This is a genomic window from Caulobacter sp. FW305-C-30-S16, from assembly GCF_058783025.1.
Genome location: NZ_JBYSYH010000003.1, coordinates 241,834 through 264,526, shown reverse-complemented (window position 1 = coordinate 264,526; position 22,693 = coordinate 241,834). Strand labels below are relative to the sequence as shown.

Sequence of the window (22,693 nt, the reverse complement as noted above, 5' to 3'; positions counted from 1 at the left end):
CCGGACCAGACGCCAGCCTATCGCGCGCGAGGTACAGGGCGATAGAGGCGCTAGCGAATGACCCGCGCGCCCTTGCCCTGCATCACCGCCTCGACCTCAGCGGCGCGGACCATCGAGGTGTCGCCAGGCGTGGTCATGGCAAGCGCGCCGTGGGCCGCCCCGTACTCGACGGCGGCCTGCGGGCCCTTTCCTTCCAGGAAGCCGTAGGCGAGGCCCGACGCGAAGCCGTCGCCGCCGCCGACCCGGTCGTAGATCTCCAGGTTCTCGCGCATCATCGACTGATAGAATTCGCCGCCAGCATAGAGGACGGCGGACCAGTCATTGACGCTGGCGGTCCTGGCGTTGCGCAGCGTCGTAGCCGCGACCTTGAAGTTCGGGAACTGGCTGACCGCCGTCTCGATCATCCGCTTGAAGTTGGCCGGATCGATCTCGCTGATGTGCTCGTCGAGACCCTCGACCTCAAAGCCGAGGCAGGCGGTGAAATCCTCTTCGTTGCCGATCATCACATCGACGTACTTGGCGATCTCGCGGTTGATCTTCTGGGCGCCGGGCTTGCCGCCCTGGCTCTTCCACAGCGAGGCGCGGTAGTTCAGGTCGTAGCTGACGACCGTGCCGTACTTGCGGGCCGCCTCGACCGCCTCGATCACCGCCTCGGCGGTGTTGCTGGCCAGGGCGGCGAAGATGCCGCCGGTATGGAACCAGCGCACGCCTTCCTCCCCGAACAGCTTCTCCCAGTTCACTTCCCCGGGCCGGATCTGTGAGGCGGCGCTGTGGCCGCGGTCGCTGCAGCCCAGCGCCGGGCGGACGCCGAAGCCCTTCTCGGTGAAGTTCAGGCCCACGCGCGTATTGCGGCCGAGGCCGTCGAACTCGCGCCAGACCACGTGGCTCATGTCCACGCCGCCCTGCATGACCAGGTCCTCGACGAGCCAGCCGAGATCATTGACCGGCAGGGCGGTCACCGCCGTGGCGCGCTTGCCCCAGCATTTGCGCATCGCGCGGGCGACGTTGTATTCGCCGCCCCCTTCCCAGACATGGAACTGCCGCGCGTTGCGCACACGGCCGAAACCGGGGTCGAAGCGCAGCATCACCTCGCCGAACGAGGCGCAATCCCAGCGGGTCTCGCTGGCGGGACGGATGGTCAGGACATTGGTGCTCAAGCGAGCTCTCTCCGGATTTTGGCGATGAGATCCACGGTCTTGCGCACGCGGGCCTCGATGCCCGCCCAGTCGCCCGCTTTCAGCAGGTCGTTGGTGATCAGCTTGCTGCCCATGCCGGCGGCGACGATGCCCGCGCCGAACCATTCCCGCAGGGACGCCTCGTCCGGGTCGACCCCGCCGGTGGGCATGATCTTGGTCCAGGGCATCGGCCCCAGAACGTTCTTGACGAAGGTCGGACCGCCGACGCTCTCGCCGGGGAAGACCTTGACGATCTCGCTGCCCAGCTCCTGGGCGTAGCTGATCTCCGTCGCGCTGCCGCAGCCGGGGCTGTAGGGCACCATGCGGCGGTTGCAGACCCGCGCGACCTCGGCGTTGAGGATCGGCCCGACGACGAACTTCGCGCCATTGGCGATGTACAGGCCGGCGGTGGGCGCATCGACGATGCTGCCGACGCCCATGATCACGCTCGGGTCCGCCTTGGCGAAATGGCGGGTCACATCGAGGAAGGTGTGCGCCGCGAACTCGCCCCGGTTGGTGAACTCGATGCAGCGCGCCCCGCCGTTGGCGCAGGCCTGGATGACGTTGACGCAGGTCTCGACGTCAGGGTGATAGAAGACGGGGATGACCCCCTGATCGATCATGGCGGCCAGTACGGCCATGCGGTCCTTGGTCATGTGCGTCTCTCACGTCCTTGCGCCTGCTCCAGCCTTACGCCGGATAGTGGAAAAAAGAAGGGCGCCGGGGGTGTGCCCGGCGCCCAGTCTGCGCAAGGAGGTTGAACTAGAACGTGTACTTGAAGCCGAAGTTAAACTGCCGACCGGTGTGGTGGTAAACCGACGTGCTCTGGCGGTCGTCGTTGCCGACCCACTGGCGGTTGAAGGTATCGAGCAGGTTCAGGCCTTCGAACGTCAGGCTGACCTGCGGCGTGACCTTCCAGCTGGCCGCGGCGTCGACGTTGAAGCTGTCGAGCTTGCCTTCCAGGGCGTTGGCGTTCCGGCCCGGAATATTCTGCAGGTAGCCTTCGCGATAGGCCGCAGACACCCGGGCGCTCAGGCGGTCATCCTCGTAGTAGAGGGTCGCGTTGTAGGCCTTGGGCGACAGGTTCACGAGATCCTCGGTGATGAACGCGGTGCAGAGCGCGTTTACCGTGGTGTCGCAGTAGTCGATCTCGGACTTCACCTGGGTGTAGTTGGCCTGGATGCCGAAGCGGTCAAACGGCGCGGGCAGGAAGCTGAACGGCGCCTGGAAGCTGACCTCGAAACCGGTCAGCGGGCCGCCTTCGGTGTTCACGGCGCTGGTCAGCTGGAACACCTGGGTCGGCGTACAGGCGCCGATGCACAGTCCCGGGGCGAACGCGATCGGATTGATCGCCGTCAGTTCCTGGTACTGCAGGTCCTGGCGGATGATCTGGATGTAGCTGTTGATGTCTTTCTTGAAGAGCGACACCGAGAACAGCGACTCCGGCGCGAAGTACCATTCGAAGCTGAGGTCGTAGGTGTTGGCCAGGAACGGCGCGAGATCCACGTTGCCGATGCTGGCCGTGAAGTTCGGGCCGCTCGCGGCCAGCGACGTCGTCGGAACGAGGTAGTTGGTGCCCGCCAGCGTGTTGCCGATTTGCGGGCGCGCCATGACCTTCGCGGCGCCGAAGCGCACCATGATGGTATCCGTCACTTCGAGGGCCAGGTTCATCGACGGCAGGGTGTTCTCGTACTTGTTGGTGCCCGAGACGCGCGTCCCGCCGCCGGTCGAGCTGTAGCCCTCGGCGTAGAGGTTGGTTTCGACCTGACGGAAGCCGAAGTTGCCGCGCAGCGGCATATCGAAGATGTCCGTCCGGAAGTCAGCCTGCATGTAGTAGCCGCGGCTTTCCTCACTGATGAAGCGGTTGCCGCCACGGGCGTTGCCGTTGGTGATCCCGGTCAGGGTGAAGTTGCCGCCCGCGACGCCGGTGTCACAGTTGCAGTTGATGTTGAACAGGCTGGTGATCGCGTTGAGGTTCGGCACGATCCACTGGGTGGCGTTGCCGGCCGGCATCTCGAGGTTGCGGCCAAAGCCCGTGAGCAGCTGGGAGATGTCGGCGATCGTGGTGCCGACCGGCAGCACCGGAACGACCGTTTCGTCAGCGCGACGGTTCTCGAAGGAGTCGGATTCGAACTTCTTGAAATTGTAGCCGAACTTGATGGTCAGGAAGTCGGTCGCTTCCCACTGGAAGTCGAGCTGCGCGGCGTTGAACGTCGTCAGCACGCCGTTCGGGCGCATGCGGATTTCCGACCGGGGCAGAGCCGCCGTCGCATTGCCGAGCGTCGTGTCGCGCCACGACCAGTTGGCCGGGTTGGCGACGTCGAAACCATAGTTGATCAGAGGCGTGCTGTTGTTGCCGCCGGTGAAGTCCCAGGAATAGCCCTGGGTGTTCTGGCGGTCGAACGTCACCGTCGTCTGGATCGGGTTCTGGAAGTCGGATTCCGACGTGCCCAGGAAGGCGCGCATGCTGAACCGGTCGCCGAAGTCCTGCTCGAGGGTCAGGGTGTACTGCGTGAACTGCGTCTGCAGTTCGTCGTACCGCTGCTCGCTGCGCACATCGACGTTGTTGAACGTGCCGCGGGCCAGCTGGCCTGAGGGATCGATGAAGGCGTCTACGACATGGATCTGGGTCTTGCCGCCCGCCGCCGCGTTCCGGCTGAAGGACAGCGACTCGAGGAAGTTCTCCTGACGGGTCGAGCTCAGATCCGAATAGAGGACATCGAGGCTGACGGTGGTGGAGTCCGTCGGGCGATACTGGATCGCGCCGGTGAAGCCGGTCCGGTCCTGTTCATGGACGAGACGGCCGTAGCGCGGCAGGCGCGGAATGAACACGGTCGCCTGGTTGGCGGTGGTGTAGGCGGTGTTATTGGCGGCGGTATTGGCGGGGCGAGCGACGCCCGTCGCGCAGTTGGCCGCGCTGCTGCCGGTCGAACCGCTGTTGGTCGGGTTCTGCGGCGCGAAGCCGAGCGGACTGCAGAAGCCGCCGTTGTCGGTCGCCCGCTCCCAGCGAACCGAGCTGAAGCCTTCTTCAAGGGAGCTACGCTCGCTGTAGGCCAGCGACGCCAGCACGCCGATCTTCCCGTCCAGGAAGGTGTTGCTGTAGAGCAGCGCCGCGCGCGGATCCCACTCTTCGGACAGGTCGTTGTAGCCGTACTGCAGCGAGCCGCCGAACTTCATGCCCTTGTAGTCGAAGGGGCGGCTGGTGCGCAGATCGACGGTCGCGCCGAGCGAGCCTTCCTCGACTTCGGCCGAGGCGGTCTTGCGGATCGTGACGCTGTTGAAAAGTTCCGAGGCGAAGACGTTGAAGTCGAAGCCGCGACCGCGGTTGGCGCCGCCCGAACTGTCGGTGCCGCCGGTCGTGGCCTGGCCTTCCATGCCGTTGATGCGCGTGCGGGTGAAGTCGGGGCCAAGGCCGCGAACCGTGAGGGTGCGGCCTTCGCCGGCGTCACGGTCAATGGAGACGCCCGGAATACGCTGGATCGCTTCGACGAGGTTGGAATCGGGGAAGTCGGCGATGTCTTCCGCCTTGATGGCGTCGACGATGTCGGTTTCCTGCCGCTTGGTCGCCAGGGCGGTCGCGAGACTTGCGCGGAAACCGGTGATGACCAGAGCGTCAACCTCGGTGTCGGCCGCGGTCGTCGTGGGCGCGTCCTGCGCCTGGGCGACGCCGGCGGTCGCCAGACTGAAAGCGATTACGGCCAGCGAGGCGCCGAAATGCAGCCCCCCTTGACGCGAACGGTTAGCATTCGACACGTCCAACTCCCTCCCCTTCGGCGCGTTTCCCCGACGATCTGTGCCGCCGGTATTTGTCATTCGACCCGCTGACCGTCGACCGCGCTCGGCGCCGCTGATCAGGTGACACCGGTGTCATTTCGCGAAGCAATCTGTTTGACACCGGTATCATCGGTATGGATACCGTAAGACAGAGGCCGATGACAAGCCATTCAAGCCACAACATCGTCACTTTCTCGCAGGGCGCGAATCCCGTCCTTCAACCCCGCCGGGCCTCCGGAGATTTCCTTGATCCACAAGCCTTTGACAGTTCTGGCCTTCGTCGCCTCGGCGCTCACCGGAGCCGCGACCGCGGCGATGCCGGCGCCGCCGACCGCCTTTCCGGGCGCGGAAGGCTTCGGCAGGTTTGCCGCAGGCGGCCGCGGCGGAGCGGTTCTCCGTGTCACCACGCTTGCCGATTCGGGTCCCGGCAGTCTGCGGGCAGCGGTCGAGGCCAGGGGGCCACGGACGGTGATCTTCGACGTCGGCGGAACGATCGTGCTGGAAAGCCCCCTGAAGGTTGGCCGCGCGAACATCACCCTGGCCGGGCAGACGGCGCCGGGCGACGGGATCACCCTGCGCGGTCAGCCGCTGATCATCGCCGCCGACGATGTCGTCGTCCGCTACCTGCGGATCCGCCTGGGCGACGAGACCCGGGTCCAGGACGACGCCCTGTCGATCACGCGAGGCCGGAGGATCATCATCGACCACGTCTCGACCAGCTGGTCCGTCGACGAGACGCTGTCGGCCGGCAGCCGCTACAGCCCGCCGGAGGATGGCATCTATGACCTGACGGTCCAGTGGTCGCTGATCACGGAGTCCCTCAACGGCTCCGTCCACCTCAAGGGCGAACACGGCTACGGCAGTCTGATCCGCGGCGGGTACGGCGCCCGCTTCTCATGGCACCACAACCTGTGGGCCGACCACAAGGCGCGGATGCCGCGCCCGGGCAACTACAACAGCGCGGCCGTCGATCCGCAGGGGCCACTGTTCGAGTTCCGCAACAACGTCTTCTACAACTGGGGCGGCGGCCGGGCGGGCTACAACGTCGATACAGACTCGCTCGCCGCCTACGACTTCATCGCCAACTGGTATCAGGCCGGACCGGACAGTGAGGGCGCCCTCGCCTTCTGCGAACAGAATCCGCTGGCCCGCGCCTGGTTCGCCGGCAACGCCTTGAACGGGCGCGTGCCGGCGGATCCCTGGAGCCTGGTCGGCTGCACGCCCGGTGCGGGCTATCGCGCGCCGGCTCCGCTGGCGGACTCCGGGATCGCCACCGACACGGCGGCCCGGGCTTATGAGCGGGTGCTGGCGTCGGCCGGGGCGTCGAGGGTGCGCGATGCCGTGGACCTGCGCATCATCGCCGGCGTGCGCGACCAGACGGGCCGCCTGATCAACAGCCAGGCCGACGTCGGCGGCTGGCCGGTGCTGGAGAGCGGGTCCGCCTGGATCGACAGCGACGGCGACGGGATGCCCGACAGCTGGGAGCGCGCGCACGGGTTTGACGCGAAGGATGCGGCCGACGGCGCGAAGGACCGCGACGGGGACGGCCGAACCAACCTCGAGGATTGGCTGAATTCGCTGATCCAGGGGACATGTACCGCAGGTACGTGTCCCCCAAACCAGCAGCCCGATTAGGGGACACGTACCCCTGGTGCATGTCCCCGGCGGTTCATCGCGCCAGCCAGCCTCCATCCACCGGCAGGGTTACGCCGTGGACGTAGTCACTCGCCGACGACGCCAGGAACACCGCCGCCCCGCCGATATCGCCGGGCTGACCCCAGCGGCCGGCGGGGATGCGTTCCAGGATCGAGCGGTTGCGGTTCTCGTCCGCGCGCAAGGCCTCGGTGTTGTTGGTGTCGAAGTAGCCGGGCGCGATGGCGTTGACGTTGATCCCCTTCGCCGCCCATTCGTTGGCGAGGATCTTCGTCAGCCCGGCCAGGCCGCTTTTGGAGGCGGTATAGCTGGGCACCCGGATGCCGCCCTGGAAGCTCAGCAGGCTGGCGATGTTGATCACCTTGCCGCCCCCGTTGGCCAGCATGACCTTCGCGACGGCCTGGGTCAGGAAGAACACCGTCTTGAGGTTGGTGTTCATCACCGCATCCCAGTCGTCCTCGGAAAAGTCGATCGAGTCCGCCCGGCGGATGATGCCGGCGTTGTTGACCAGGATGTCGAGGCCGCCCAGCGAGGCCACGGCCTCGTCGACAACCCGCTGAACCGGCTCGGTCGAGCCGAAGTCCGCCTGGATCGAGACGAAGCGCCGGCCCAGGGCTTCGACGGCCTTCTGCGTTTCGACCGGCGCGGACCGGCCGGCGGCGGCGATGTCGGCGCCTGCTGCGGCCAGGGCCAAGGCGATCCCCTGGCCGATGCCGGTGTTGGCGCCGGTAACGAGTGCGACCTTGCCGGTGAGATCGAAGGGATGGCTCATTTCAGCTGGCAGATATCGAGGACGTTCATGTCGGTGTAGTCGAGGTTCTCCCCGCCCATGGCCCAGATGAAGGCGTAGTTGGCGGTGCCCGAACCCATGTGGATCGACCAGGGCGGGCTGATCACGGCTTCCTCGTTGGCGACCACGATGTGGCGCGCCGCGTCCGGCTCGCCCATGAAGTGGAACACCCGCTCGTCCGGCTTCAGGCCGAAGTAGAAGTAGATCTCCGACCGCCGGTCATGCAGGTGCGGCGGCATGGTGTTCCACACGCTGCCCGTCTTCAGGATGGTCAGGCCCAGCAGCAGCTGCGCCGACTGGCAGACGCCCGGAATGACGTACTGGTAGATGGTCCGCTCGTTGGACGTCTCCAGCGACCCGCGCTCCAGCGGCGTGGCGTCGGCGATGGAGATCTTCTGCACCTTGTAGGCGGCGTGGGCCGGCGTCGAGGCAAGGTAGTAGCGGGCCGGATTGGCCGGATCGACGCTCTCGAACACGACCGATTTGGCGCCCATCGGCACATAGAGCCCGTCCTTGGGTCCGATGTCGTAGGCGACGCCGTCGACGGTCACCTTGCCAGCGCCGTCGGCGACGTTGATCAGGCCCAGCTCCCGGCGTTCCAGGAACGGGTGGCCGGCGGCGGAGGCCGGCTCGGTCTGGTCAGGCAGGCTGACGGGTGCACCGATCGGGGCCGCCCCGCCGATCACGAACCGCTCGTTGTGCGAATAGTTGAGCATCACCTCGCCCGGCACGAACAGGTCGGTGACCAGGTAGCGGTCGCGGAGCTGGTCGTTGTCCACCAGCTCCATCATGTCGGGATGGGTGGCGTGATAGGTCTTGTTGAACATGTCGGCGCTCCGGGTCGGCTAGAGTTTGTACGCCCGTTTGGGCAGGGTGTAGGCAAGGTCGACGGCGACGTCGCGGGCCTCGTCGAGGTCCAGGCGATGCTCGGTCACCAGCCGGGCGAGGAAGGAACAGTCCACCCGCCGGGCCACGTCGTGGCGCGCCGGGATCGACAGGAAGGCGCGGGTGTCATCGTTGAAGCCGACCGTGTTGTAGAAGCCGGCGGTCTCGGTGGTCTGTTCGCGGAACCGGCGCATGCCCTCGGGGCTGTCATGGAACCACCAGGCCGGGCCCAGCTTCAGACAGGGATAGTGGCCGGCCAGCGGAGCCAGCTCGCGGCTGTAGGCGGTCTCGTCCAGCGTGAACACGATCACCGACAGGCGCGGGTCATTGCCGAACGCGTCCAGCAGCGGCTTCAGCGCGCGGACGTAGTCGGTCGAAGTCGGGATGTCTGCGCCCTTGTCGCGGCCGTAGCCCTCGAACAGCATCCGGTTGTGGTTGCGGAAGCTGCCGGGGTGGATCTGCATCACCAGCCCGTCGTCGAGGCTCATGCGGGCCATCTCGGTCAGCATCTGGGCCCGGAACAGTTCGGCCTCTGCGGGAGACGGGCCGCCGGCGATGATCCGGCCGAACAGCGCTTCGGCGTCGGACGGCGAGAGGTCTGCGGTCGCGGCTGTCGGGTGTCCGTGGTCGGTCGAGGTCGCGCCCATGTCTGCGAAGGCGGCCCGGCGGAGGCGGTGCGCCTCAAGATAGCCCCGCCAGCTGTGGACGTCCTGCCCGGTCAGGGCGGCGAAGGCGGCGAGCGCCGCTCGGAACTGCTCATGCTCGGCGTCGATCACCGGATCGGGCCGATAGGCGGTGACCACCCTGCCCGTCCAGCCACTGTCGCGGATGGCGCGGTGGTGCACGAGGTCCTCCTGCGGGCCCTCGGTGGTTGCCAGCAGCGCGATGTTGAACCGCTCGAACAGTGCTCGGGGGCGGAACGCGTCCGTCGCCAGGGCTGCACCGATTTCGTCGAAATACGCGTCGGCGGTCTCGACGCTGAGCCGCCGGGAGAAACCGAAGACCTCGGCGAACACGTGGTCCAGCCACATCGACGACGGCGTGCCGCGGAACAGATGCTGGTTCGCCGCGAACAGCCGCCAAGCCTCGCGCGGGTCGGCGGCTGACGGCCGCCCGTACGCCGGCACGCCCAGCGCCTCGAGCGAGACACCTTGGCTGTAGAGCATCCGGTAGAGGTAGTGATCGGGTTGCAGCAGCAGCTCCGCGGCGTTCCCGAACGGCGCGTTGGTAGCGAACCACTCCGGATCGGTGTGCCCGTGCGGGCTTATGATCGGCAGCGCCTTCACCTCGCCGTACAGCTCACGCGCCACGCCCCGCGCCGACGGCTCGGCGGGAAACAGGCGATCCTCGTGAAGGACAAGCGGGGCGGACATGAAGGCTAGGTAACCGGTGTCATTCCGTGGGGCAAGCAAGATCGCCCGCCGTTGTCAGGCGCCCGGACCCGTTTTCGGCACGCCGGTGACCCGAAGGTACAGCGCGACCAGGACGATCAGGAACAGCGGGGTCAGAATCCCGAACTCGCCCACCAGCCAGGGCGTTTTCCCGTTGGCGATCAGGGCGCTGACGAAGACGCCCTGGATGAACAGGTTGTGCGAGGCGTGCAGCAGGGCGCCGGGCCAGAAGCTCCCCGAGCGAAGCCGCTGGGCGGCGACAAACGGCGTAATCCCGAACACCAGCAGCGTGAAACAGACCAGGCTGTACCAGATCGGAACTCCCTCGCCCGAGTAGCCGCCGAACAGCAGGATCGGCAGGTGATACAGCAGCCAGATCACGCCGCTGACGAGACACAGCATCCAGAAGCCGAACTTCTCGGCCAGGGCCGGGACCAGGAAGCCGCGCCAGCCGATCTCCTCGCCCGTCGCTGAAATCAGGGACTGGAGGGTGCCCAGACCCGCGAAGAGCGCCAGGCCGATCCACGGCGAGGCCTCGAACCCGAACTGCACGGCCAGCTTCGACCAGGCTTCCGTCGTGAAGGTCCCGGCTCCAACCAGGCCCGCGACCAGGAACGGCAGGCCGCCGTAGATGACCGGCGCGAGCCAGGCCGTCCCCAGGGGACTGAACCGCTTCGGCCACCACCCCAGACCCTTGAGCGATCGGGTGGCGATCAGCTTTGTCAGAATGGCCGACACGGCCGGCGCCCACATCAGGACAAGGATCAGCATGGCGGCGTTGGGGCCGTTCATCCCGCCGCCCCGCAGGATCAGGATGTTCAGCGGAACACAGGCTGCGACCAGAAGGCCGAGGTAAATGAAGATCTGCCTGGTCGTGGTCATACCCTACCCCTTCGGTTTGCTCGTCGACTCCCGCGCCACCAGCGATGGCAGCCGGTCCGCCGGATCGCGCTTGTCCTCGCCGGTCTGGCCGATGAGCTTTTCGGAGGCGAGCCGGCCGATCTCCCGCGTCGGCGAGCGCACGGTCGTCAGTGGCGGCCAGACGCGGGACGCGATCTGGAAGTCGTCGAACCCGACCACCGACAGATCCTCCGGGACCGACAGGCCGGCGCGACGCGCGGCGTGCAACACCCCGGCGGCCATCTCGTCATTGCCGGCGAAGATCGCCGTCGGGCGGTTGGGCAGGGCCAGCAGCTTCGCCGCCCCCTCCAGGCCCGACTCGAAGGTGTAGGCGCCCTCCGCGACATGTTCGGCCGCCAGGGACAGTCCATGCTCGGCCAGTCCCTCTTCGAAGCCCCCCCGCCGCTCGTACGAGGACCGGAAGGTCAGGGGGCCGGAGATGAACCCGACCGTCCTGTGTCCCAGTTCCGCCAGATGCCGCCCGGCCAGCAGCCCGCCGTGCCGGTCCTGGGTGACGATCGAGTGGGACGCTTCGTCCACCGCCACCGAGGCGACCCGGACATACTCGCAGCCGATCTCGCGCAGCATCGCCGCCACCCCCTCGTCTTCCGAAACCGACGGGGTCAGAACCACGCCGAACAGCTTCTGCCGCTCGATGAAGGCGCGGATGTCGGGCACCAGGGTCGTGCTGCCGCGATCGCAGGGGTGGACCACCAGCTCGAAGCCCGAGCCGCGCATGCCGTCCAGCAGGCCCAGCTGCATGTTCACGACGTACTGCGGGTTGGGGTTGTCGTAGATCAGCCCGATCAGGAACGAGCGGCGGAACGCAAGGCCGCGCGCTTGCGGATCGGGCGCGTAGCCGTATTTGGCGATGACCGCCTCGATCTTCTCCCGCGTTTCCGGCCGAAGCGACGGCGAGCGGTTGATGACGCGCGAGACGGTCTTCTTCGAGACCCCTGCGATCCGGGCGATGTCGTTGATCGTGGCCCTGCGCCGGCCGCCTTCGAGGGCGGCGTCATCGGCGGGTTTCGGCGTCCTGGGACTCAAGCGGAGGCTCCGGCAAGGCTGTCCAGCCAGTGATAGCCCGCCAGCGGGCGGCGCGCCAGCGGCCCGCCGCCCATCGATTGACACCGGTGTCTAACGGTATCATGGCTCGCCCATGGCCGATGACCAGCCCCTCGCCGCCGCGGTTCACCGCGTCGATCCGCGCGACGACGTCGCGACCGCCGTGCGGGACATCGCCGCCGGCGAGCGTGTCGGCGACCTCGTCATGCGGGCGGCTGTTCCCAAGGGCCACAAGGTCGCGCTGACCACCGTCGCTACCGGCGCTCCGGTCCGCAAGTACGGATTCCCCATCGGGGTCGCGACCTCCGACATCGCGGCCGGCGATCACGTTCACAGCCACAACCTGGCGACCGGCCTGGCCGGTGAGCTGGACTACAGTTTCACGGCGCCGGCCAGGCGGCCCGATCCGGTCGCCGACGGCAGGACCTTCCTCGGCTATCGCCGCGCGGACGGACGGGTCGGAACGCGCAACGAGATCTGGATCCTCGTCACCGTCGGCTGCGTGGCCAACACGGCCCGGCGTCTTGCGGACGCGGCCACGCGCAGGTTCGCCGGGCGGGTCGAAGGCATCCACGCCTTCCCCCATCCGTTCGGCTGCTCGCAGCTGGGCGACGACCTGTCGGCGACGCGGCGTATGCTGGCGGCGTTGGCCCTGCACCCCAACGCCGGCGGCGTACTGATCCTCGGCCTTGGCTGCGAATCCAACCAGCTGGACGCCCTGCTCGGCGACATCCCGGACCGTTCCCGCATCCGGGCGTTCACGACCCAGGGCGAGAGCGATGAGTTCGAAGCCGGCCTTGCGGCCATCGCCGACCTGGTCGCGGTCGCTGAACGGGATGAACGGGACCCCTGCCCGCTGTCGGATCTGGTGGTCGGCCTGAAATGCGGCGGCTCGGACGGCTTTTCCGGCCTGACCGCCAATCCGCTGGTCGGCTACGTCGCGGACGCGCTCGCCGCCGCCGGTGGAACGCCGGTGCTGACCGAAATCCCCGAGATCTTCGGCGCGGAACACCTGTTGTTGGACAGGGCGGTCAGCCGGGCGGTGTTCGACGACGCTGCGGGCCTGGTGAACGGCTTCAAGCGCCACTTCCTCGATCACGGCCAGCCGGTCCACGAGAACCCCTCGCCCGGCAACATCGCCGGCGGCATCACCACGCTGGAGGAGAAGTCCCTCGGCGCGGTGCAGAAGGCGGGTCACGCGGTCCTGACCCAGGCGCTGGGCTATGGCGACCGGGTACGCGAGCCTGGGCTGGCGCTCCTTGAGGCGCCGGGCAATGACGCGGTGTCCTCAACCGCGCTCGTGGCCGCCGGAGCGACGGTCGTGCTGTTTACCACCGGCCGCGGCACGCCGCTGGGCTTCCCGGCGCCGACGCTGAAGATCGCCTCGAACAGCACGCTGGCCGAGCGCAAGCCGCGCTGGATCGACTTCGACGCCGGCGTCGTGCTGGCCGGAGTCGACATGGCGTCGGCCGGTGAGGCCCTGATCGATCTGGTTCTGGCGACGGCGTCCGGCCAGCCGACCCGCGCCGAAGAGAACGGCGAGCGCGAGATCGCGCTTTGGAAGCGAGGCGTCACCCTGTGATCCGGCTGTCGGCGGCGACCCTGCCGCACCCTCCGGCCTACGACCGCGCCGCGACGACGATCGGCATCGTCCACCTCGGGCCGGGAGCCTTCTTCCGCGCCCACCAGGCCGCCTATGCCGACGACCTGCTGGCCAAGGATGCGCGCTGGGCGATCAGCGCCGTGGCGCTGAAGACTGCCGGCGTACGCGACGCCCTCGCGCCGCAAGACGGGCTCTACACCTTGGTCGAACTGGGCGAGACGACCCGGTTCCGCACCATCGGGGCGATACGCGAACTGCTTGTAGCCGGGGAGGATCGCGACCGTGTCGCCGACCGGCTGGCTTCGCCGGACACCCGCCTGGTCACCCTGACCGTGACCGAGAAGGGCTACTGCCTCGCGGCCGACGGGTTGCTGGACCTGGATCATCCGGAAATCCGCCACGACCTCGCCGCGCCCGAACACCCCGTCAGCGTCATCGGCTGGCTGGTCGAGGGGCTCGCCCGGCGACGGGCGGCGGGCCTGCCGCCCTTCCTGACGCTCAGCTGCGACAACCTTCCCTCCAATGGCCGAAAGCTCAAGGCGGCGGTGGTTCGTCTGGCCGGGTTCCGCGACCCTGCCCTTGCTGGCTGGATCGCCGCCGGGGCCCGCTTCCCCTGCTCGATGGTCGACAGCATCACCCCGGCCACCGACGACGCCCTGCGCGCCCGGGTGCTGGCGGAGATGGGCGTGGAAGACGCCTGGCCGATCCAGCGCGAGACCTTCACCCAGTGGGTCATCGAGGACGATCTCGGCCCCGACGCGCCGGACCTGGCGTCCGTCGGCGTGACGCTCACCGACGATGTCGAGGCCTGGGAGCGCGCCAAGCTGCGCCTGCTCAACGGCGCTCATTCGACGCTGGCCTATGCCGGGCTGCTGCGCGGCCACGGGAGCGTGCGCGAGGCGATGGCCGACTCCGCGCTCGCCGGGATGGTCGGCGCCATGATGTGCGAGGACATCGCCCCGTCGCTGGCCGCGCCGGCCGGGCTGGACGTTCCGGCCTACATCGACGCGCTCCTGACCCGGTTCAGCAACCCGGCCATCGACCATCGTCTCTCGCAGATCGCCTGGGACGGGTCGCAGAAGCTGCCGATCAGAATCCTGGGGACGATCTCCGACGCCCTGGCGTCGGGCAGACCCGTCGGGCGCCTGGTCGTCGGCGTCGCGGCGTGGATGCTGTTTGTGGAGCGGCAGGCGACGTCCGGCGTGGCGGTCGTCGATCCTCTGGCGGAGCAACTGGCGCAGGTCGGCCGCACGGGCGGCGTGGACGCCTTTCTGGCCCTCAGCGCGATGTTTCCCCCGGCGCTGGCTGGCGATCCTGCGTTTGCAGGGCCGCTTCGGAAAGCCTACGAGGCGCTGCAGTCCGGCAGCCTTCCCGCATGGTACCCATGAGCGATCCCATCCTCGTTGACGCGCGCGGCCACCATTGTCCCGTGCCGACCTTGCGGCTGCGGCGCGCGCTGGAAGAGGCCGGTCCCGGCTCGGCGGTGCGACTGCTGGCCGACGATCCGATGGCGCGGATCGACGTGCCGCACTTCGCAGGCGAGAAGGGCTACACCCTCGTCGAGAGCGGCGAGATCAGCCCGCCGCCGGGGCTTTTTTTCGTCGTTTCAAGACCGGTTTGATCCTCCGGGTGTGCAGGGCGATTTCCATCTCGGTCGCCAGCGCGCCGCCGAAGAACAGCGCGTTCACGTTCCAGCTCAGCCAGATCAGGAACACCACCACGGTGCCGACCGAGCCGTAGGTCGCGCCCAGATGGGCGATCTGCTCGACATAGATCGCGCAAAGCCAGGACGCGACCAGCGCCAGCACCGCCGAGGCCACGCCGCCGACAATGGACGCCCGCCAGGCGACCGGCTCGCGCGACATGGCGAACCGGTAGATCAGGCTCATGGCCAGCAGCATACAGACGCTCGTCCAGGTCCATTCGCTGTAGAGCCAGCTGAGGCCCGCCAGCGGCTTCAGGTTCCAGGCCGCCGCGGCGACCCGCAGCCCCAGGAACAGCACCGAAACCAGCCCGACCAGAACGAGCGACGCGACCAGCACCAGCAGCGCCATGACGTTGAAGCTGACGAAGCCGCGCTGGTTCTCCTCGTCATGGATGAAGGACAGGCCGGCCAGCAGCGCCTTGTATCCACGATGCGAGGCGTATCCGCCGATCACGAGCGCGATCAGGCTCTGGGCCGAGACGGCGACGTGCGGCGCATGGGCCAGCCGCTGGAGTTCGCCCTGGAACAGGTCCCGGGCGTCGGCCGGCAGCATCCGCGCCAGCGCCGCGGCCTGGCTGGCGACCTGCTCGGGCGTGACGAGGATGCCGTAGAGACCGACGGCGATGACCAGCAGCGGGAACACGGCGAGCATGATCCAGAAGGACACGCCGCCGACGTAGAGCATGACGTCGCGGCCCCAGAGGCGCTGCAGGGCCTTGCCCAGCACGTCCACCGTCGCCTGCGCCCAGTGCACGGGATCCAGTTCGAGCTTTCCCGGAACGTCCGGGTCCTTGGGGGTCGACATGAGACGACCCTGCCCGCGCAACCCATGCCGCGCAACGTCAAAGGCGCGCCGCGGCTTTTGGCCACGACGCGCCTGACAGGATGACCTTGCCTTCTTCCTGTGTAGCCGGCCGCCGCTTCGAGGGACGGGAGAGCAAAGCGACCGGCTACAGGTGCGAAGATGGAATCGGCCGGCTGAACCGTGGCTGAACGGTTCAGGCAGCCGGCGTTGTCCCTCAGATCGCGCCGGACGCCTTTAGGGCGTCGATCTCACCGGCCGAGAAGCCCCATTGGCCGAGCGCTTCCTCGTTGTGGGCGCCGATCTTGGGCGGCGGCCCCTGGATCGCGCCCGGCGTGGCCGAGAACCGCGGCGCCGGCGCAGGCTGGACGACCCCCTCGACCGTCACGAACGTCTCGCGGGCGACATTGTGGGCGTGTTTGGGCGCGTCATCGAGGGTCAGCACCGGGGCGAAGCAGATGTCCGTCGCATCCATGATCGCGCACCATTCGGCCTGGGTCTTCTTGCCCAGAACCTCGGCCAGCTTCGCCTTCAGTTCCGGCCACTCGTCGCGGCTCATCTGATTGGCGAACTGCGGGTCTGTAATCCCTGTCTTTTCAAGGAGAAGTGCGTAGAACTGTGGCTCGATGGATCCGATCGAGATCCACTTGCCGTCCGAGCACTGGTAGGTGTCGTAGAAGTGCGCCCCGCCGTCGAGCAGGTTGCTGCGGCGCTCGTCCTTCCAGATGCCCGCGCCCTTGAAGCCGTAGAACATGGCCATCAGCGAGGCCGCGCCGTCGCTCATGGCGCAGTCGACGACCTGGCCCTGGCCGGTTTCCCGGGCGTGGATGATGCCCGCCATCAGGCCGAACGCCAGGTAGAGTGCGCCACCGCCGAAATCCCCCACCAGGTTCAGCGGCGGCACCGGCTTGTCGGTTGTGCCGATGGCGTGCAGCGCGCCGGTGATGGCGATGTAGTTCATGTCGTGCCCGGCGGCCTTGGCGTAGGGGCCGAACTGGCCCCAGCCGGTCATCCGTCCGAACACCAGCTTGGGATTGCGCTTCAGGACGACGTCAGGACCAAGGCCCAGGCGCTCCATGACGCCGGGGCGGAAGCCCTCGATCAGGCCGTCGGCGCTCTCCAGCAGCTTCAGCACCGCTTCGATGGCGGCCGGCGACTTCAGGTCCAGCGCCACGGACCGTCGGCCGCGGCTGGTGACGTCGGCGGGCGAAGCGCGGCCCGCGCCCTTGCGGTCGACCCGCACCACGTCGGCGCCCAGGTCTGACAGCAGCATGCCGCAGAACGGCCCCGGCCCGATGCCGGCGAACTCGACGATCTTCAGACCCGAAAGCGGACCCTTGCCCATGGTGTTTCTCCCGTTTGGGAGAGAACTAGAGGCGGTGACGTTCGGTCAGGCAAGCACCGTCCCTCCCGTCGATGGCGCTCAATGACCTAGAGAGTCTGCCCGTCATCCAGGCTGATCAGCGTCCCGGTGATGAAATGCGCGCGGCGGCCGGCCAGCATGAGCAGGGCCTCGTCCAGCACGTCCTCGTCCATCAGCCGGCGACGCGGGAAGCTCTTGATCTGCTTCTGACCGCCTTCGGTCTTGAACCAGTCGCTGTTGATCTCGGTCTCGATATAGCCGGGGCAGATGGCGTTCACCGCGATCCGCGGGCGCGCCCATTCGCGGGCCAGGCCCTTGGTCAACGAGGCGCAGGCGGCCTTGGAGGCGCAGTAGACGCTGAGGCCCGGCAGCTGGTTGAACGCGGCGATGGAGGCAATGTTGATGATCCGCGCCTCGCCGGCCTCGGCCACGCCGCTGGCGATCATGCGCCTGGCCGCCTCGACCGCGCCGAAATAGACGCCCCGCACATTGACGGCGAAGGTCTGGTCGAAGGTCTCGACGGACATGTCCATCGCCATGCCGTCGCCGCCGACGCCGGCGTTGTTGACCAGGATCGAGATCGGCCCCAGCGCCGCTTCCACCGCGTCGAACGCCGGACCGATGGCCGCCACATCCTGGACGTCCAGCGGAATCGCCACCGCCTTGCCGCCCCTGGCGACAATCGCGGCGACCTCTGCGTCGAGTCGGTCGGTGCGCCGGGCCATCAGCGCGACCGCCGCGCCGGCGTCTGAAAGCACGTGCGCGAAGCGGCGTCCGAGCCCGCTGGAGGCGCCCGTAACGACCGCAACCCGGCCGGCCAGTGGTTTATCGCTCATCGGAAGCCTCCTGCGGCGCTGTATCGCTATGCCCGCCCCATGCCTCTGCTATGGTGAACCGTTGCGAATCTTGACGCGCAGCGGATAGCCGACGGGGGCCCGGCGGCGTCAAGGGCGGGAGTTCAGACGGCTTGTCAATTCAGGCCCGCATTTTGATCGTGGCGCGCGACGATGCGCTCGCCGGACCGCTGGCCGAAGGGCTGGATCGGCTTGGCTGGCGCACGATCACGGCGCGGGGGCCCTATGCGGCGATCGCCGCGCTCGGCGACCTCGCCATCGAAGCCGCCATCGTCGACGTCGCCAGCGGCGGCCACGACGCTCTAACCCTGGCCCGGCGGCTCAAGGCGGCCTGCGCGCCGCGTCGGCTGCCGGTCATCGCTATCGGCGATCCCGACCCGCAGCTGGACAGCTACGCCTTCGACCTGACGCTGGCCCCGCCGCTGCATCCGGCCCAGGCCGTGCTGCGGCTGGAGTCGCTGGTCCGGATGGCCGTGGCCGAGGAAGAATTCGAACTGCGGCTGGAAACCTTCGCCGAGCGGGGGCGTCGCCTCGACCTGCCCGAGCCCAAGGCCGATCCCTATCGCGTGCTGGCCGTCGGCGAGCCGGCCCCGCAGTTCCTGGCGCTCAGCAACGCCCTGACGCGCAGCGGCGCGGACGTCGTCGGCGCCTTTACCGCCTTCACCGCCTTCGACTACCTGCATGAGCGGGACTTCGACTCGGTGGTGCTCTGGGCCGGCGACAACAGCGCCGAGGCGCTCAGCATCGCCGCGGGCATGCGCCGCAACACCCGGCTCTATCACATCCCCGCCCTGCTCTATCTGCGCGGCGAGAGCTACGTCACAACGTCCGAAGCCTTCCATCGCGGCGTCTCCGACGTCGCCTCGCCCGAAACGCCCGAGACCGAAACCGCCAAGCGCGTCATCGAGCTGTCCCGCAGCTATCGGCGGGCGGTGTCGATCCGCAAGGCGCTGGAGCGGGCCCGCAGCAGCGGCCTGATGGACGCCGCGACCGGCCTGTTCACCCGTGACCTGTTCGCCGGGCACCTGGTCCGGCTCGCCCATGCCTCGCGGGTCCGCAATCGTCCGATGAGCGTCTGCGTGCTGCGTCTCGCCGACCGGCCGGAGACCGCGGCCGCCCGCGCCGGCGGCTGGCTCGATCGCGCTATTCCCCAGATCGGCTCGATGATCGGCCGTCTTGTGCGGGTTGAAGACACGGCCGCGCGGCTCGGGCCGGAGGTTTTCGCCCTCGCCCTGCCCGCCACGCCGCAGTCGGCCGGTCGCGCCGCCGCAGAGCGGATCGCCGCCGTCATCGCCTGCACGGCCTTCGAGGCCGGCGAGGGCAAGACGCCTTTCACCGTCGATTTCGATATCGGCATCGCCCAGCTCGAACCGGGCGAGAACGCCGCCCGCGCGCTGGAACGCGCCGCCAGCCGCGCCCTGCAGCGCGAAGCCGGCTAGCTTTCAGGAGATCCCGCCATGCAGATCGACTTCATCGCCGATGTCGTCTGTCCCTGGTGCTACCTCGGCTGGCGACGGCTGGAGAAGGCGCTGGCCATGCGGCCGGATCTCAACGCCACCATCACATGGCGGCCCTACCAGCTTGATCCGACCCTGCCTGAAGAGGGTGTGGACCGGCGCAACTATATGGCCGCCAAGTTTCCGAACACCGAGCGCCGCGCCGAGATCGGCAAGGTGCTCGACCAGGCCGCGGCCGAGGATGGCATCACCTGGAACCTGGCGGACATTCCCGTATCGCCCAACACCAACGCCGCCCATCGCCTGATCCGCTGGGCCCAGGGCGAAGGCCTGCAGGGCCCTGTTCTGGAAGGCGTGCTGGCCGCCTATTTCACCGAACTGCGCGACATCGGCGATCCGGTGGTGCTGGCGGACATCGGCGAGAAGGCCGGCATGGACCGGATGCGGCTGCTTCAGGCCTTTTCCGAGGGAACCGACAAGGACGCCGTCTCGCGCGAGCACTTCCAGGCCCATCAGGCCGGGGTTTCCGGCGTGCCGTTCATGATCTTCGACGGCAAGATCGCCGTCTCGGGCGCCGAGCCGCCGGAGCGCCTGGTCAAGGCGATCGACAAGGCGCTGGAACTGGCCGCGTGAACGCGCTCGACCGGGAGACCCTCGGCCCGCTCATCGGCGTTGCGGTGCTGGTGGTCGTGATGTCGATCCGGCTGCTGCGCGGCCAGAAGCAGCGACCGCTGAAGCTCGAGTGGATGTGGGTCATGCCGCTCGTTCTGATCGCCCTCGCCTGCGCGCTGATCTCCCAGTTTCCGCCCCAGGGGCTGGAATGGCTCTGGCTCGCCCTGGCGTTTGGAGCCGGCGCGGGCCTCGGATGGCAACGCGGTCGGCTGATGGCCATCACGGTCGACCCGCAGACGCACATGCTGAACCAGCAGGCGTCGCCGGCGGCGATGATCTTCCTCGTCGTTCTGGTCGCGATCCGCTTCGGCCTGCGGTCCGTTCTGACCGAGGAGGCCGGCGCGCTGCATGTTTCGGCCGCCTTTGTGACCGACGTCTTCGTCGTCTTCGCCGTCGGCCTGCTGGCGGTCACCCGGCTGGAGATGTTCCTGCGCGCGCGCAGGCTCCTCGAAGACGCCCGCGCCGCCGGGAAGATCGTCAGCTAGCCAACGTCGCCGCGATCGGCAGCTTGCGGATCGGCTTGCCGGTCAGGGCGAACAGCGCATTGACGAGGGCCGGCGTCGCCGGCGGCACGGGCGGCTCGCCGACGCCGCCGATGGTCTCGCTGTTCTCGATGAAGACCGTCTTCACCGCGTGCGGCGCCTCGTTGATCCGCATGATCCGGTAGCTGTCGAAGTTTCGATTGGTCGCCTGACCGCCGGCGATTTCGATCCCCTCGAACAGCCCCGACGACAGGCCCTGGATCATGCCGCCCTCGACCTGGTTCCGCGCGCCGTCCGGCGTGACCACCTGGGCGCAGTCGAGCACGCAGGTCGCCTTGTGGATCGTGACCGCGCCGTCCTTCAGCGAGACCTCGACCACCTGGGCGCAGAGACTGCCGTAGCTTTCGACATAGGCGAAGCCGCGCGCCCGCCCTGCAGCCAGCGGCTTGCCCCAGTCACCGGCCTTCGCCGCCACGTCTATGACCTTCAACGCCCGTGGATCGTGGGCCAGCAGCTCCCGCCGCAACGCCACCGGGTCCTTCTTCAGGGACCGGGCCAGCTCATCGACGAACGCCTCCATGAAGTAGCCGTTCTGGGTGGCCCCGACGGCCCGCCAGGGGGCCATCGGCACCGCCTGATCGACCCTCACCCAGTCGACCCGATAGGCGCCGGTGCGATAGCGGGTGTCGGTCAGGGTCTGAACGGACGAGCCGTCGATCTCGCCCTTCGGCAGGCCGGTCGGCGAGAAGGTGTGGCGCATCGACGGACCCGCGGTGCGCACATGCAGGGCGACGACCTTGCCGCTCGCGTCGATCCCGGCCCGCAGCCGCGCGACCTGCGCCGGCCGGTACCAGCCCTGGCCGATCTCGTCCTCGCGCCGCCAAAAGAACTTCACCGGCTTCTTCACGGCCAGCGCCACCAGAACAGCGCCGGGTGTGCCGTCATCGCCCAGGCGCCGGCCGTAGCCGCCGCCGAGCATCAGGGTGTGCAGTGTGACCTTCGACGGATCGATGCCTGCGGTCCTGGCGGCCGTGCTGCGATTGCGGTCCTGGGTCTGGAATGGCCCCCAGATCTCGAGGCCGCCGTCCGCTGTCGGCTCAACGGTCACGGACCAGGGCTCCATCGGCGCATGGCAGAGATAGGGAACCTCGTAGTCGGCCTCGAACACCCGCGCCGCGCCGGCCAGCGCTGCGGCCGTATCGCCCTCAGCCTTGCCGACAATGGCCTCGGCGTCCTTGTCGAGCCCGGCCAGCATGGCGGCCGAAATGGCCCCGGAGGTCAGACCGTCGATCGCCGTGGATTTCCAGCGGACCTTCAGAGCCGCCGCGCCTTTCATGGCCGCCCATTGCGATGTCGCCACAACCGCCGCGCCGCCCGGGATGGCGACCACCTGCTGGACGCCCTTGATCGCCAGGGTCGCGCTGTCATCGAACCCGTCGGCCGCCCCGCCGTAGACCGGCGCCAGCACGGCGCAGGCGTAGACCATGCCGGGCCGGGTGAAATCCTGCGAGAAGATCGGCTCGCCCCGCACCTTGGCCGGAATGTCGACGCGCGGCGTGGCCTTTCCGACGTATTTGAACGTCGCCGGATCGCGCAGGGCGCCCTGCACAGGCGGCTGTCCCGCCGCCAGCGCCGCTGCTTCGCCCAGCGCGACGGGCAGCGCCTTGCCGGCCCGCATGAACCGGCCGTCCACCAGGGTGACCTCGCCCACCGGCGCGCCGGTCTTGCCCGCGACCGCGGCGATCAGGCTGGCCCGCGCATTGGCGCCGACCTGGCGCAGGGCCGCGTACCAGGCCCGCACGCCTGCCGACCCGCCGGAGCCCATCGCGCCGTTCCGGCGGAAGGGATCGGACGGCAGGGCGGTCTCGACGCCGACCCAGCTCAGCGGCACGCCGATCTCGTCGGCGATGATGGCGGCGTGGGCCGTGTGGGTCCCCTGCCCCATCTCCGTGGTCGGCGACTGGAGCGCGACCCGTCCATCTGTTCCGATCGCAAGGTATGCCGTCCATTGCGGGGCGGGTGTTCCGGTCTGCTGCGCGCGCGCGTCGGCGACGGTGAAGCTGAGGGTGAAGGCGCCGGCGGCAGTCAGAAAGGCGCGGCGGTCGAGGCTGGGAGCGTTCAT

At 68.4% G+C, this 22,693-nt stretch carries 19 protein-coding genes; 7 read left to right on the top strand and 12 right to left on the bottom strand.

Annotation, left to right across the window (positions count from 1 at the left end; translation table 11 throughout):
* Positions 1 to 50: 50 nt before the first annotated feature.
* The 3 genes from AC3WJT_RS13340 to AC3WJT_RS13330 form a co-directional block, all read right to left on the bottom strand.
* Complete coding sequence (locus AC3WJT_RS13340) at positions 51 to 1,157, bottom strand: PfkB family carbohydrate kinase (RefSeq protein WP_492343613.1); 1,107 nt, start codon at positions 1,155 to 1,157, stop codon at positions 51 to 53.
* Positions 1,154 to 1,831 (bottom strand): bifunctional 4-hydroxy-2-oxoglutarate aldolase/2-dehydro-3-deoxy-phosphogluconate aldolase, encoded by a 678-nt coding sequence (locus AC3WJT_RS13335; protein ID WP_492343612.1) that lies wholly within the window; start codon positions 1,829 to 1,831, stop codon positions 1,154 to 1,156. The genes AC3WJT_RS13340 and AC3WJT_RS13335 overlap by 4 nt, the downstream gene beginning before the upstream one ends.
* Before the next feature lie 106 nt (positions 1,832 to 1,937).
* Positions 1,938 to 4,928, bottom strand: coding sequence for a TonB-dependent receptor (locus tag AC3WJT_RS13330; RefSeq protein ID WP_492343611.1), 2,991 nt, complete (start codon positions 4,926 to 4,928; stop codon positions 1,938 to 1,940).
* A gap of 267 nt (positions 4,929 to 5,195) precedes the next feature.
* Between AC3WJT_RS13330 and AC3WJT_RS13325 the strand changes: the two genes are divergently transcribed.
* Complete coding sequence (locus tag AC3WJT_RS13325) at positions 5,196 to 6,584, top strand: pectate lyase family protein (protein WP_492343610.1); 1,389 nt, start codon at positions 5,196 to 5,198, stop codon at positions 6,582 to 6,584.
* 34 nt (positions 6,585 to 6,618) lie between these two features.
* Here AC3WJT_RS13325 and kduD read toward each other — a convergent pair whose 3' ends face one another.
* From kduD to AC3WJT_RS13300, 5 genes are read right to left on the bottom strand one after another with little or no spacing between them, the layout of a single operon-like run.
* Positions 6,619 to 7,374 carry a 2-dehydro-3-deoxy-D-gluconate 5-dehydrogenase KduD gene (gene kduD, locus AC3WJT_RS13320; RefSeq protein WP_492343609.1) on the bottom strand — a complete coding sequence of 252 codons (756 nt, stop codon included), beginning with the start codon at positions 7,372 to 7,374 and terminating at the stop codon, positions 6,619 to 6,621.
* A complete protein-coding gene (gene kduI, locus AC3WJT_RS13315; RefSeq protein WP_492343608.1) occupies positions 7,371 to 8,219 on the bottom strand; it encodes a 5-dehydro-4-deoxy-D-glucuronate isomerase in 849 nt (282 codons plus the stop codon). The genes kduD and kduI overlap by 4 nt, the downstream gene beginning before the upstream one ends.
* A gap of 18 nt (positions 8,220 to 8,237) precedes the next feature.
* Positions 8,238 to 9,650 (bottom strand): glucuronate isomerase, encoded by a 1,413-nt coding sequence (gene uxaC, locus AC3WJT_RS13310; protein ID WP_492343607.1) that lies wholly within the window; start codon positions 9,648 to 9,650, stop codon positions 8,238 to 8,240.
* 54 nt (positions 9,651 to 9,704) lie between these two features.
* Positions 9,705 to 10,550, bottom strand: a complete 846-nt coding sequence (locus AC3WJT_RS13305; RefSeq protein WP_492343606.1) for a CPBP family intramembrane glutamic endopeptidase — start codon at positions 10,548 to 10,550, stop codon at positions 9,705 to 9,707.
* Between the two features lie 3 nt (positions 10,551 to 10,553).
* On the bottom strand, positions 10,554 to 11,615 hold the full coding sequence (locus AC3WJT_RS13300; RefSeq protein WP_492343605.1) for a LacI family DNA-binding transcriptional regulator: 1,062 nt from the start codon (positions 11,613 to 11,615) through the stop codon (positions 10,554 to 10,556).
* 112 nt (positions 11,616 to 11,727) lie between these two features.
* On the opposite strand from AC3WJT_RS13300, the gene AC3WJT_RS13295 reads away from it, so the two are divergent.
* From AC3WJT_RS13295 to AC3WJT_RS13285, 3 genes are read left to right on the top strand one after another with little or no spacing between them, the layout of a single operon-like run.
* Positions 11,728 to 13,215 carry a UxaA family hydrolase gene (locus AC3WJT_RS13295; RefSeq protein ID WP_492343604.1) on the top strand — a complete coding sequence of 496 codons (1,488 nt, stop codon included), beginning with the start codon at positions 11,728 to 11,730 and terminating at the stop codon, positions 13,213 to 13,215.
* Positions 13,212 to 14,624, top strand: a complete 1,413-nt coding sequence (locus AC3WJT_RS13290) for a mannitol dehydrogenase family protein (protein WP_492343603.1) — start codon at positions 13,212 to 13,214, stop codon at positions 14,622 to 14,624. The genes AC3WJT_RS13295 and AC3WJT_RS13290 overlap by 4 nt, the downstream gene beginning before the upstream one ends.
* The gene (locus AC3WJT_RS13285; protein ID WP_492343602.1) at positions 14,621 to 14,857 is read left to right on the top strand and encodes a sulfurtransferase TusA family protein; all 237 of its coding nucleotides are present in this window, start codon (positions 14,621 to 14,623) and stop codon (positions 14,855 to 14,857) included. The genes AC3WJT_RS13290 and AC3WJT_RS13285 overlap by 4 nt, the downstream gene beginning before the upstream one ends.
* Here the strand turns inward: AC3WJT_RS13285 and AC3WJT_RS13280 are convergent.
* The 3 genes from AC3WJT_RS13280 to AC3WJT_RS13270 all read right to left on the bottom strand — a co-directional run bounded on the left by AC3WJT_RS13280 (position 14,811) and on the right by AC3WJT_RS13270 (position 17,942).
* Entirely contained in the window at positions 14,811 to 15,746 is a 936-nt protein-coding gene (locus AC3WJT_RS13280; RefSeq protein WP_492343601.1) for a YihY/virulence factor BrkB family protein, read from the bottom strand. The two genes, AC3WJT_RS13285 and AC3WJT_RS13280, sit on opposite strands and share 47 nt — an antisense overlap.
* Before the next feature lie 214 nt (positions 15,747 to 15,960).
* The gene (locus AC3WJT_RS13275; protein ID WP_492343600.1) at positions 15,961 to 17,088 is read right to left on the bottom strand and encodes a CaiB/BaiF CoA transferase family protein; all 1,128 of its coding nucleotides are present in this window, start codon (positions 17,086 to 17,088) and stop codon (positions 15,961 to 15,963) included.
* Between the two features lie 86 nt (positions 17,089 to 17,174).
* Positions 17,175 to 17,942: an SDR family NAD(P)-dependent oxidoreductase gene (locus tag AC3WJT_RS13270; RefSeq protein WP_492343599.1), complete on the bottom strand. Its 768-nt coding sequence runs from the start codon at positions 17,940 to 17,942 to the stop codon at positions 17,175 to 17,177.
* Between the two features lie 131 nt (positions 17,943 to 18,073).
* On the opposite strand from AC3WJT_RS13270, the gene AC3WJT_RS13265 reads away from it, so the two are divergent.
* Genes AC3WJT_RS13265 through AC3WJT_RS13255 form a run of 3 tightly spaced genes read left to right on the top strand, consistent with a single transcriptional unit; the run spans position 18,074 to position 20,574 of the window.
* Positions 18,074 to 19,399, top strand: a complete 1,326-nt coding sequence (locus tag AC3WJT_RS13265) for a diguanylate cyclase domain-containing protein (protein ID WP_492343598.1) — start codon at positions 18,074 to 18,076, stop codon at positions 19,397 to 19,399.
* 18 nt (positions 19,400 to 19,417) lie between these two features.
* On the top strand, positions 19,418 to 20,050 hold the full coding sequence (locus tag AC3WJT_RS13260; protein WP_492343597.1) for a DsbA family oxidoreductase: 633 nt from the start codon (positions 19,418 to 19,420) through the stop codon (positions 20,048 to 20,050).
* The gene (locus AC3WJT_RS13255; protein ID WP_492343596.1) at positions 20,047 to 20,574 is read left to right on the top strand and encodes a CcdC protein domain-containing protein; all 528 of its coding nucleotides are present in this window, start codon (positions 20,047 to 20,049) and stop codon (positions 20,572 to 20,574) included. The genes AC3WJT_RS13260 and AC3WJT_RS13255 overlap by 4 nt, the downstream gene beginning before the upstream one ends.
* Here the strand turns inward: AC3WJT_RS13255 and AC3WJT_RS13250 are convergent.
* Positions 20,567 to 22,693, bottom strand: coding sequence for a xanthine dehydrogenase family protein molybdopterin-binding subunit (locus tag AC3WJT_RS13250; RefSeq protein WP_492343595.1), 2,127 nt, complete (start codon positions 22,691 to 22,693; stop codon positions 20,567 to 20,569). The genes AC3WJT_RS13255 and AC3WJT_RS13250 overlap by 8 nt on opposite strands.

What these genes read in the sequence shown, in the direction of transcription:
- AC3WJT_RS13335 (WP_492343612.1), bottom strand. Translation starts at nt 1,831, where the DNA reads ATGACCAAGGACCGCATGGCCGTACTGGCCGCCATGATCGATCAGGGG.
- kduD (WP_492343609.1), bottom strand. Translation starts at nt 7,374, where the DNA reads ATGAGCCATCCCTTCGATCTCACCGGCAAGGTCGCACTCGTTACCGGC.
- kduI (WP_492343608.1), bottom strand. Translation starts at nt 8,219, where the DNA reads ATGTTCAACAAGACCTATCACGCCACCCATCCCGACATGATGGAGCTG.
- uxaC (WP_492343607.1), bottom strand. Translation starts at nt 9,650, where the DNA reads ATGTCCGCCCCGCTTGTCCTTCACGAGGATCGCCTGTTTCCCGCCGAG.
- AC3WJT_RS13305 (WP_492343606.1), bottom strand. Translation starts at nt 10,550, where the DNA reads ATGACCACGACCAGGCAGATCTTCATTTACCTCGGCCTTCTGGTCGCA.
- AC3WJT_RS13295 (WP_492343604.1), top strand. Translation starts at nt 11,728, where the DNA reads ATGGCCGATGACCAGCCCCTCGCCGCCGCGGTTCACCGCGTCGATCCG.
- AC3WJT_RS13285 (WP_492343602.1), top strand. Translation starts at nt 14,621, where the DNA reads ATGAGCGATCCCATCCTCGTTGACGCGCGCGGCCACCATTGTCCCGTG.
- AC3WJT_RS13280 (WP_492343601.1), bottom strand. Translation starts at nt 15,746, where the DNA reads ATGTCGACCCCCAAGGACCCGGACGTTCCGGGAAAGCTCGAACTGGAT.
- AC3WJT_RS13275 (WP_492343600.1), bottom strand. Translation starts at nt 17,088, where the DNA reads ATGGGCAAGGGTCCGCTTTCGGGTCTGAAGATCGTCGAGTTCGCCGGC.
- AC3WJT_RS13270 (WP_492343599.1), bottom strand. Translation starts at nt 17,942, where the DNA reads ATGAGCGATAAACCACTGGCCGGCCGGGTTGCGGTCGTTACGGGCGCC.
- AC3WJT_RS13260 (WP_492343597.1), top strand. Translation starts at nt 19,418, where the DNA reads ATGCAGATCGACTTCATCGCCGATGTCGTCTGTCCCTGGTGCTACCTC.
- AC3WJT_RS13250 (WP_492343595.1), bottom strand. Translation starts at nt 22,693, where the DNA reads ATGAACGCTCCCAGCCTCGACCGCCGCGCCTTTCTGACTGCCGCCGGC.